11 protein-coding genes and 2 pseudogenes are annotated in these 10,601 nt (G+C 52.7%); 12 read left to right on the forward strand and 1 reads right to left on the reverse strand.

Annotated elements, in window-relative coordinates:
- The 9 genes and pseudogenes from HMPREF1051_RS14965 to HMPREF1051_RS00340 form a co-directional block, all read left to right on the forward strand.
- Positions 1 to 207, forward strand: a pseudogene (locus tag HMPREF1051_RS14965) (hypothetical protein); the annotation flags it as partial.
- A gap of 128 nt (positions 208 to 335) precedes the next feature.
- Positions 336 to 626, forward strand: coding sequence for a hypothetical protein (locus HMPREF1051_RS00305; RefSeq protein WP_003762709.1), 291 nt, complete (start codon positions 336 to 338; stop codon positions 624 to 626).
- Positions 627 to 679: 53 nt separating this feature from the next.
- Positions 680 to 1,450 (forward strand): peptidoglycan editing factor PgeF, encoded by a 771-nt coding sequence (gene pgeF, locus HMPREF1051_RS00310; protein ID WP_003762716.1) that lies wholly within the window; start codon positions 680 to 682, stop codon positions 1,448 to 1,450.
- 403 nt (positions 1,451 to 1,853) lie between these two features.
- Entirely contained in the window at positions 1,854 to 2,438 is a 585-nt protein-coding gene (locus HMPREF1051_RS00315) for a hypothetical protein (protein WP_003762719.1), read from the forward strand.
- 2 nt (positions 2,439 to 2,440) lie between these two features.
- Complete coding sequence (locus tag HMPREF1051_RS00320) at positions 2,441 to 2,944, forward strand: hypothetical protein (protein WP_003762702.1); 504 nt, start codon at positions 2,441 to 2,443, stop codon at positions 2,942 to 2,944.
- A 46-nt stretch (positions 2,945 to 2,990) separates the two neighbouring features.
- On the forward strand, positions 2,991 to 3,371 hold the full coding sequence (locus HMPREF1051_RS00325) for a VOC family protein (protein WP_003762706.1): 381 nt from the start codon (positions 2,991 to 2,993) through the stop codon (positions 3,369 to 3,371).
- 39 nt (positions 3,372 to 3,410) lie between these two features.
- Complete coding sequence (locus HMPREF1051_RS00330; protein WP_003762721.1) at positions 3,411 to 6,404, forward strand: ABC transporter ATP-binding protein/permease; 2,994 nt, start codon at positions 3,411 to 3,413, stop codon at positions 6,402 to 6,404.
- A 77-nt stretch (positions 6,405 to 6,481) separates the two neighbouring features.
- Positions 6,482 to 6,832: an MmcQ/YjbR family DNA-binding protein gene (locus tag HMPREF1051_RS00335; RefSeq protein WP_003762715.1), complete on the forward strand. Its 351-nt coding sequence runs from the start codon at positions 6,482 to 6,484 to the stop codon at positions 6,830 to 6,832.
- Positions 6,833 to 6,870: 38 nt separating this feature from the next.
- Positions 6,871 to 7,563: an aspartate/glutamate racemase family protein gene (locus tag HMPREF1051_RS00340; RefSeq protein ID WP_003762713.1), complete on the forward strand. Its 693-nt coding sequence runs from the start codon at positions 6,871 to 6,873 to the stop codon at positions 7,561 to 7,563.
- Positions 7,564 to 7,680: 117 nt separating this feature from the next.
- Here HMPREF1051_RS00340 and HMPREF1051_RS00345 read toward each other — a convergent pair whose 3' ends face one another.
- Positions 7,681 to 8,139 carry a hypothetical protein gene (locus HMPREF1051_RS00345; protein ID WP_003762708.1) on the reverse strand — a complete coding sequence of 153 codons (459 nt, stop codon included), beginning with the start codon at positions 8,137 to 8,139 and terminating at the stop codon, positions 7,681 to 7,683.
- Positions 8,140 to 8,464: 325 nt separating this feature from the next.
- Between HMPREF1051_RS00345 and HMPREF1051_RS00350 the strand changes: the two genes are divergently transcribed.
- From HMPREF1051_RS00350 to HMPREF1051_RS14715, 3 genes and pseudogenes are all read left to right on the forward strand, one after another.
- A complete protein-coding gene (locus HMPREF1051_RS00350) occupies positions 8,465 to 9,577 on the forward strand; it encodes an ABC transporter permease (protein WP_003762711.1) in 1,113 nt (370 codons plus the stop codon).
- A gap of 519 nt (positions 9,578 to 10,096) precedes the next feature.
- Positions 10,097 to 10,378 (forward strand): helix-turn-helix domain-containing protein, encoded by a 282-nt coding sequence (locus HMPREF1051_RS12600; protein ID WP_231286231.1) that lies wholly within the window; start codon positions 10,097 to 10,099, stop codon positions 10,376 to 10,378.
- Positions 10,347 to 10,601: pseudogene (locus HMPREF1051_RS14715) on the forward strand (hypothetical protein); the annotation flags it as partial. The gene HMPREF1051_RS12600 and the pseudogene HMPREF1051_RS14715, both read left to right, overlap by 32 nt.

Here is a 10,601-nt window from a genome sequence, read left to right on the forward strand (position 1 = left end):
TGGGATCTGAAAAACTATATTATTTGGTTAAGAATTTCCGAAAATAGAGAATTTGTTAGTATCAGTTTTATTCCAAAAACAGATGAAATGGTAGGCGGGATATTTTTTGAAATTCCTTATAGAGGACTATATAAATATGGTCGGGGTTATCAATTTTATTACCGACTGGAAGATACGGAATTATTGGAAGTAGTGGGGATGCGTTAGTACGTAACTTTATTATTTTTGATGACCTTGATTACTTTCTAAGGCAGATGGGAATTTGGCAATACGGTTGATAAAGCTTACTTGCCATACTGAATGGTCAATTTAAGATAGAGGATTTAGGTGCCGATATGAGTTATCAGGAAAAAGTTTGGAGAGATGCTTTTAAATCTGATTATTTATTTGAATTAGATGGAAGCTTGTTATTGGCAATGGCTGCGGCTAAAAAAGAATTTGATCGTTATTTGCAGAATCAATCGGATTTGAGGAACTATACTATTTGGTTCAATATTTCCGAGAATAAAGAATTTGCCTGTATCAGCTTTCTGCCCAATCAAGGAGAAGATAAGCATGGTCGGGGTTATGACCTTTATTACCGATTGGAAAACACAGAATTATTGGAAGTCGTAGAGATGCGTTAATACGAAGCCGATAGACGCATTCCTTTCAAACCTTTCCTTACTCAGATAAAAACATGAAAACCATCACAGAAACCTTAAACCTCGCCCCGCAAGGCAAAAATTTCCTGACTGCCGATTGGCCTGCGCCCGCCAACGTGAAAACCCTGATTACCACCCGCAATGGCGGCGTGAGCCAAGGCGTGTATCAAAGTTTGAACCTCGGTTCGCACGTCGGAGATGATCCCGATGCCGTGCGCCGCAATCGTGAAATTGTGCAGGAACAGGTCAGGCTGCCTGTTGCCTACCTCAATCAAATCCACAGCACTATCGTCGTCAACGCCGCCGACGCATTGGGCAACACGCCCGACGCAGACGCTTCGGTGGACAACACAGGCAAAGCCGCCTGCGCCGCGATGACTGCCGACTGCCTGCCTGTCTTGTTCTGCGATAAAGCCGGTACGGTCGTCGCTGCTGCACACGCCGGCTGGCGCGGTTTGGCGGGCGGCGTATTGCAAAACACCATAGCCGCAATGAATGTCGCGCCCGTCGAAATCATGGCATATCTCGGCCCTGCCATCGGCGCGGACGCATTCGAAGTCGGACAGGACGTGTTCGACGCATTTTGTACGCCCATGCCCGAAGCGGCGGACACATTCGAAGACATCGGCGGCGGTAAATATCTTGCCGACATCTACGCACTGGCGCGTTTGGTTCTGCGCCGCGAAGGGGTGGACATGATTTACGGCGGCACACACTGCACCGTCTTGGAACGCGACACTTTCTTCTCTTACCGCCGCGACGGACAAACCGGCCGCATGGTCAGCCTGATTTGGTTGGCGGAATAATGCGCGGTAAACCGTGTATCCGATATTTGACTGAAAAAAGTCGTTGTTAAGCGTATCGGTTCTAATATCGTTAAGGTCGTCTGAAAATATCGGTTTCCTCAATTTCAGGAACGGTTTTCAGACGACCTTTGTTCGTTGTATCCTTTAGATAAATCAGGCGGTATTTGTCATTACATGTGACGCTATTGAGGTCGTCTGAAAACGAGTAGGACGGTTTTTCAGACGATCTTTTCGGGATAACCGACTACGCTTGAATCTTGTTTATCAACAATTGTATAGTGGATTAATTTTAAACCAGTACGGCGTTGCCTCACCTTGCCGTACTATCTGTACTGTCTGCGGCTTCGTCGCCTTGTCCTGATTTAAATTTAATCCACTATATTTTGAAAATTTGGAGAGAATAATGAAATCAGTCGTACTTTGGGGTTCTATTTTACTGTTGTCGGCGTGTGGCTCGATGCAGAGTCAGGTTGTGAAGAAAAACGTTTCTTTCGATCCGGGCAGTCAGGCACAAATCCGCTCGTATGGTTCATACGGTTCGGATTTGATCCGCATATATCCTGAAACGGACTGCGCAAAATGGGAGGGAACAAAACGGAACGCGGTAAACCGTCGTTTTGTCAACGGATTGCCGCGTAAGGTTAGGAATATTTCGATAGGTATTCCGCCTACCGAGTTGAGCCGCAAAACGGAAAAAGACACCGGATTCATTTTCCGTGATTCTTATCGCGAGATGGTCGTATCGGGGAATCAGCCTGTGGTTTTGGACGGCGCATTTTCGTCTCAAACGAGAAATCACCATTATAGTTGCCGAGTCGCCGCTTCTTTCACACCTAAGGCAGGCGAGGCTTATGAAGTCCGCTACCTGTCAGAGGAAGAGGGATGCGATATTGAGGTTTACCATATCGGTCATGAGGAAAAAGACGGTGTCCGCCAAACCAAAAAACTTACTGCAAACTATTGCGCAAGGCCGGGAACAAGCTTTTAAAGATGTGGTACGAGAAATTTAACTTTCTCAGCCGCGAAGCTCCCGCATCCGATGAGGATTTGTCGTGTTTTTTTCGGGCGGCGGACAAGTATATCGGCGATGAAGGTATTCGTGCTTTGGCGCAGGCTTTTCCCGAAGCGGGCGTGGTGGAGAAATTTGCCGCCACCTGCCTGCGGCTGCCCGATTATTTTTATATTCCCAAAGAGATGGAACAGCTTTGGCGTTATGCCGTAAGTGGCGAAATCGAAGGAAACGGGCGGGAATTCGGCTATTTTTCGCCGAAAGACGTGGTGGAATTTTATTTTAGTTACGAATTTTGGTGTTACGCCCCACATTTCCTGCCGGTTGCCTTTGACGGCGGTGGTATATTTTATGCTTATGATTTCCGCCAGCCTGACGATTTGCGGATTGTGTTGGCGGATTCGGGTTTTTATGGAGAAAAAGAAGGCGAATATACGCCTGCGGGTAAAACGTTGGCAGAAGTTTTAAGTCGGGAGCCTGATTGATTCGTTGCTTGCGACCAAACCAAAACAAAACTAAGGAGACTGAAAAATGAAGATTACTTCGCTGGATCATTTGGTTTTAACCGTTGCCGATATTTCCCGCAGCATTGATTTTTATACCCGTATTTTGGGTATGGAAGAAATTACGTTTGGCGAGGGGCGTAAGGCTTTGTTGTTTGGCAGGCAGAAAATCAATCTGCACAGGCGCGGGGCTGAAGTTGTGCCTCATGCTGAAAATGCTGCCTGCGGTACGGCGGATTTGTGTTTGTTGACGGAGACGCCGTTGGAGCAGGTTTTGGAAGAATTGGCTTCGCATGGGGTGGACGCCATCAGCGGGATTGTTCCGCGCACGGGAGCGGTCGGCGCGATACGGTCGGTTTATTTGCGCGACCCTGACGGCAATCTTTTGGAAATAAGCCGTTACGAATAGGTCGTCTGAAATCCCGTTTTCTGCAAAAAAGGCTGCATCATGAACACCGTTTCCATCCAAAACCTTTCCCACCGCTACGGCAAGGCCCTTGCGCTTGACGATGTGTCGCTGGACATTCCGAAAGGCGCGACGGTCGGTTTGATCGGGCCGGACGGTGTGGGCAAATCGACGCTGCTCTCGCTGATGGCGGGGGTGAAGGTGATTCAGGACGGGCGGGTGGAAGTGTTGGGCGGCGATATGGCGGACAAGGACGTGCGGCGGGATTTGTCGCACCGCATCGCCTTTATGCCGCAGGGTTTGGGGCGCAACCTGTATCCTACCTTGTCGGTGTATGAGAATATCGATTTCCACGCGCGGCTGTTCGGTTTGGACGGGCAGGAACGCACGCGGCAGATTGCGCGGCTGATGGAGGCGACCCGCCTTGCGCCGTTTTCCGGCAGGGCGGCGGGCAAGCTATCGGGCGGGATGAAGCAGAAGCTGAGTTTGTGCTGCGCGCTGGTGCACAGCCCGGATTTGCTGATTTTGGACGAGCCGACCACGGGCGTGGACCCTTTGTCGCGCCGCCAGTTTTGGGCGTTGGTGGACGATTTGCGGCGGGAACATGCGGGCATGACCGTGATTGTGGCGACCGCCTATATTGAAGAGGCACAGCGTTTCGAGCGGCTGCTGGCGATGGACGCGGGCAGGCTGCTGGAAAACAAGCCCACCGCCGACGTGCTGGCGGATTACGGCACCGACGTGTTGGAAGATGCCTACGTCAAAATGCTGCCACCGGAGAAACAGCAGGGTTCGGGCGGTTTGGACATTACGCCGTTTGTCCTCGATCCCGATGCGCCGCCCGCGATGGAAGCGCATGGGCTGACCAAGCGTTTCGGCGATTTCACCGCTGTGGACCATGTCAGCTTTACCATTCAAAAAGGCGAGATTTTCGGCTTTCTCGGCAGCAACGGCTGCGGCAAGTCCACCACCATGAAAATGCTGACTGGTTTATTGGAGGCGACCGAAGGCGACGCCACGCTGTTGGGCAAGCCGATAGACGCGGGCGGCTTGGACACGAAAATGCGCGTCGGCTATATGTCGCAGGCGTTTTCGCTGTATGAAGAACTGAGCGTGCGCCGCAATCTGGATTTGCACGCCAGACTCTACCAGATGGGTGCTAAAGGCGCGGCGGCGGTGGAAGAAGCCCTGCAACAGTTTGATTTGGCGGACGTTGCCGACACCGCGCCCGCATCGTTGCCGCTGGGCATCCGCCAACGCCTGCAACTTGCCGCCGCCTGTCTGCACCACCCCGAAGTATTGATTTTGGACGAACCGACTTCGGGGGTCGATCCTGCCGCCCGCGATATGTTTTGGTGGCATCTTCTGAAACTCTCCCGCGAAGACAAAATCACCATTTTCGTTTCCACCCACTTTATGAACGAAGCCGCCCGCTGCGACCGCATTTCCTTTATGCACAAAGGCCGCGTGCTGGCGGTGGGCACGCCCGCCGAACTGGCGGCAAGACAGAATGCGCCGGATTTGGAAGAAGCGTTTGTGCAGTATCTGATTGAGGCGGAATCGGATAACGGGTATTCCGAACAGGGTAGGTTGGATCAAGACCCAACAATGCTTTCGGATTCGACAGGTTGGGTCTCGACTCAACCTACGGCTACGGCGGCTGATTTTTCAGACGACCTGTATGAACAAAGCGCAAGGTCGTCTGAAAGTGAACAAAGCAAGTTTCGCCAAAACGCAGACGGCGTGCATTCCGAACAGGGTAGGTTGGGTCAAGGCCCAACGATTCCTTCAGATTCGGCAAGTTGGGTCTCGACCCAACCTACGGCGGTTGAGTTTTCAGACGACCCTGAAAAACACCATCCGAGGTCGTCTGAAAATCCGTCGGCAACGCCTGACACCCAAAGCTTCAAATACCGCTTCTCCATGATTTGGACTTTCGCCCGCCGCGAAGCCAAAGAGCTTTTGCGCGACAAAATCCGCCTGTTTTTCGCCGTGTTTGGCCCGCTGATTATCATGGCGTCGGTATCGTGGGGGATTTCGTTTGACGTGCGGAATCTGAAATTCGCCGTTTACGACCGCGACCAAACCGCCGCCAGCCGCGAGCTGGTCGAATATTTCGACGGTTCGCGCTACTTCCTCCAACAGCCGCCGATACAGTCCGAAGCCGAAATCGACACTGTGCTCAAAAGCTCCGGCGCCATATTGGTTATCGATATTCCGAGCGGTTTCGGGCGCGATTTGGCGCGCGGACTCAAACCCGAAGTCGGATTTTATGTGGACGGCTCCATGCCGTTTAACGCCACCAACATCCGCGGCTACATCGGCAGCCTGATCACCGCCTACACCAAAGACCGCATCGCCGAAAGCGGGCTGCCCGTTTCGCTCAAAGCCCCCTCCGGCATCGAACCGCGCTTTATGTACAATCAGGATTTCGACAGCATCAACGCCATCGCCCCGGGCGTGATGATGCTGGTGCTGATGATGATACCCGCCATGATGTCGGCGGTCGGCGTGGTGCGCGAACGCGAAATCGGTTCCATCGCCAATTTCTACGCATCGCCCGCCGCCGTGGCGCAATATCTGATCGGCAAACAGCTTCCCTATATCGCCGTCGGCATGGTCAATTTCGCCGCCATGATGCTGATGATTATTTACCTGTTCGGCGTGCCGCTCAAAGGCTCGTTTGCCGGACTTGCCGTCGGCACGCTCTTGATGGTGTCCGCCAGCACCGCGCTGGGGCTTTTGATTTCCTGCTTTGTGCGCTCCCAGCTCGCCGCCATCTTCGCCACCGCCATCATCACCATGATTCCCGCGCAAACCTATTCCGGCTTTCTCTACCCGTTGTCCACCATGGAAGGCGGCGCATTGGTTATCGGCAAAACCTTCCCGTCGTCGTGGTACTACACCGTCAGCGTCGGCAGCTTCACCAAAGGGCTGCACACCGCCGACCTACTGCACGAATACGCCGCCATCGCCGCCTTTGCCGCTACCAGCCTGATTCTGGCGTGTTTGTTGTTGAAGAAACAGGAGAAGTGAGAGGTCGTCTGAAAACTCAGCAGGCGGGTATGGATGTCCACCCCGAACCTTAGCCCACTATTAAAGAAAGAAACGCCATGAACCGAGCAACCCTGTTTGACGGACTGGCCGAACGCTACGGCGCGGCGGCGGAATATCCGTGGGCGAAATCTCCCGACTTTGCCGTATTCCGCCACACGGGCAACCGCAAATGGTTCTGCCTGTATATGCCCGTGCCGTCTGAAAAACTCGGCATGGGCGAGGACGGTCTGACGGAAATCGTCAACGTCAAATGCCGCCCCGAACACATCGGCGCATGGCGCGCGACGGCAGGCATCCTGCCCGCCTACCACATGAACAAAGAACACTGGTTGAGCATCGTATTGGCGCAAACGCCCGCGGAAAGCGTGTGGCGGCTGATAGACGACAGCTTTGTGCTGACACGCTAGGATTGATTAACTCCACACATCAAACGAAAGGAAAAAACATGAAAACCATAGGCATCATCGGCGGCATGAGTCCCGAAAGCACCGTACTCTACTACCAAATCATCAACCGCGAAACCAACCGCCGTTTGGGCGGCAACCGCAGTGCCAAAATCCTGCTCGACAGCGTGGATTTTGAAGAAATCGTCCGTTTGCAGAAAAGCGGCGACTGGGCGGCGGCGGGAAACGTGTTGGCGCAAAGCGCGCGGAAGCTGGAAGCGGGCGGCGCGGATTTTTTGCTGCTTGCCACCAATACCATGCACAAAGTCGCCCCCGCCATCGAACAGGCGGCCGGCATCCCCTTGCTGCACGTCGTCGATGCGACTGCCGCCGCCATCAAACGGCAGGGCTTGTCCGCCGTCGGCCTGCTCGGCACGCGCTTTACCATGAGCGACGGTTTTTATACTGAGCGGATGGGTTCGCAGGGCGTACAAACCATAACTCCGACCGCCGCCGAACAAGACGAAATCCACCGCATTATTTTTGACGAACTGTGCCTGAACCGCATCCGCTCCGAATCCGCCCGCTACTTTTACGACGTGATAGGCCGTCTGAAGAACGAAGGCGCGCAGGGCGTGATACTCGGCTGCACCGAAATCTGCCTGCTTGTGAACGAAACCGACAGCCCGCTGCCCGTGTTCGACAGCACCGCCATCCATGCGCTTGCGGCGGTGGATGCGGCGCTGGCGGAATAATAAGTGGGACTCCTGATTAAACTGCTACGGAGTGGGTTTGCCATTTCGTATCAGTTTATCCGTAGTCCCACCCATGATGCGGCAAACGCCAAATTTCACGATATGGATGTTATCCGCTTATGAGGAGTAAACTTTGTGAATAATTTTGACGGTTTTTCCGTTGCGGTTAAATTCCGTATCGGTATGAGCGCCTGAAGCGCAATCCAAACTTTGGTATTCCATATTGATATGGTTGGGATTTTTACGGCGCAGTTTGAAGGACCATTCAAAGGTTTCGGGTTGTGCGTTTTCCGTGTTGCCGCAGTCCATTTTTTCTTTACCGTTCAGAGTCAGGTTTTTGCGCGGCAGGGTGGAAGGAACGGTTTTAGGGTAGGGCGCTTCGCCGTTGTAACCTTGCTTCATAAAGGCGGAGTAGGCTTGTTGCAGCGAACCGGTGTAACGGCATTCGTAGCGGGTTACGATGGCATCGAGTTCGGGGTTGCCCGTCGATTTCGGGCTTTCATGGCAGGACAGATTGCCGGCAAAGGCGGCAGGGGAAGTGAGAAGCAGGCAGAGCAGTAAAGGTTTGACGGACATCATAGTTCCTTAGACTTGGTTGATGAAATAGGTCGTCTGAAATCAAAGCTGATCTCAAATGACCTTATTTGAAAAACATAATTATACATCGTCGGTCTGACCAAACGAGTTGGATTGACCAATCGGCATGGTAGCCGATTCCATATGCGTTGTCTTTATCCGCTGCGTTTCGACGGATTTTTTGGGAAAAAACAGACTCTATTGTGTGTACACGGCGAACCTGCTGCCGGACTTTTAATGGGAAAACCGAGGCTGTAAAGCTGAAAAACAGCCGGACAATTTTTCAGACGGCCTTTGACAATACAACCCATAAACAGGAATCCCCATGCGTACCCTGAAAAACATTCTAACCCTGATGCTCAAAGAGTTCCGCAGTGTGCTGACTGATCCGGTGCTGATGGTGCTGATTGCGTATATCTTTACCGCCACGATTTATCAGATGGCGCAGGTGGGCGCGGATTTGAAAAATGCCGCTGTCGGCATTATCGACCAAGACCGTTCGGTTTTGTCCATGCGTATCCGCGATGCCGTGCAGCATCCGTTTTTCAAACCGGTAGAGGACGTGCGGCGCGAGGATTCGGACGAATTGATGGATAAGGGCGAGTTCACCTTTATTTTGGAAGTGCCGCCCAATTTTCAGCGCGACATGGCGGCGGGGCGCAATCCTGATTTGCAGCTTTTGGTTGATGCGACGTCGATGACGCAGGCGGGGGTGGGCGCGTCGTATCTTTCGCAAATTATCAACCGCGAAATTTACGAATTCACCGGCGTGACGCGGCCGGAATTAATCAACCCCGTCATCAATACTTATTACAATCCCAACGGCGAAAGCGCGTGGTTTATGCCGACTTCGCAAATCGGCTCGATGTCGTGTATGTTGCTGATTTTATTGACGGGGGCGGCGGTTATCCGCGAACGCGAACGCGGCACAATCGAGCATCTGCTGGTGATGCCGGTCAATGCGTTCGAACTGATGATGGGCAAAGTGCTGGCAAATGCCGCCGTGATTTGGGTGGCAGCGTTGTCGTCGCTGTGGTTTATCGTGCATTTGAGCATAGGCGTGCCGCTCATCGGCTCGGTGCCGCTTTATGCGGTAGGGCTGGCGTTGTTCCTGTTTTCGGTGGCGTCGCTGGGCATCATGATTGCCACGTTCGCATCGACGATGGGGCAGTTTGGTATGCTGATGCTGCCGGTGTATATCGTCATGAACCTGTTTGCCGGCGGCGCATCCCCGCGCAGCAACATGCCGCACGCGGCGCAACTGATCAGTGAATATTGGCCGCTGACGCAGTTTGTGAAGTTTTCTCAAGACATCCTGTTCCGCGGCGCGGGGATTGAAATCGTCTGGGGACATATGCTGATCATGGGCTGTATCGGCGTAGGATTCTTATGGCTGGCATTGTTGCGGTTTCAAGGGATGTTGGAACGGCAGGGTTGAGGTTGCTCCGCCAAGGATTGCTAAAAAGCAAACCTGACGGTTTGCTGCCCTCTCCCTAACCCTCTCCCACGGGGAGAGGGGATTGAGGATGCTGAAATCCAACTATGCTTTGGATTTCCAGCCAATTATACCTTCTTCCCGTGGGGAGAGGGGATTGAGGATACCGAACTTCAGCCATTTTTGGATTTCAGCCAATTTTGTCCATCCTCACCGTGGGAGAGGGGATTGAGGATACCGAACCCCAACCATGTTTGGGATTCCCAGCTAATTTGTCCCCTCTCCCCGTGGGAGAGGGTTAGGGAGAGGGCAGTAAGCCGCAGGCTTACATTTAGGTTTCTAGGTTTCGCAAAAAATCTTCTGAAAGGTCGCTCCAACAGGAGAACGCACATTCTGAAGCCGTTGCGGCAAATTTTATTTGTGTGCAAGATAAACGAAAGGTCGTCTGAAAACGTTTTATCCTGTTTGAACTGCACCCCAAAAGTTGGACATCCCCTCCAACTCACAAGGTGCAGTTTTTTTATGAGCAAATATACATTACACTTCAAATACCAAGCCGTACTCCACTACCTGCACATACGCAGCCAACAGCGTACCGCAGACCACTACGGCATTTCCCGAACCCACCTGAGACGATGGATACGCGCCTATCAAGAAGGCGGTATCGCGCACTCGAACATCCCCAATCCAAAACCATGCCCAACACGCAAAAACCCCTTCATCTCAGATAAACCCGACCAAGAAAAAACGCAGGCAGAGCTTATGAAGAGTTGTGCTATATGCGCGCAAAGGTTGCCTATTTAAAGGAGTTAAAAGCCCTCAGCCAAAAACAGACCGAAAAGGACAAAGCCAAACCGTCCAAACACTGAGGGCGCAACACCCGCTCAAATACCTGCTGCACATCGCAAACCTGCCCAAAAGCAGCTTTTACTACCACCACCAAGACCGACCCGACCCCGACGCAGCCGACAAAGCCCTCCTCGTCGAAACCTACCGGCGGCATAAAGGACGCTACGGACAAAGGCGC

The sequence above is a fragment of the Neisseria sicca VK64 genome (assembly GCF_000260655.1).
Lineage (GTDB): Bacteria > Pseudomonadota > Gammaproteobacteria > Burkholderiales > Neisseriaceae > Neisseria > Neisseria sicca_B.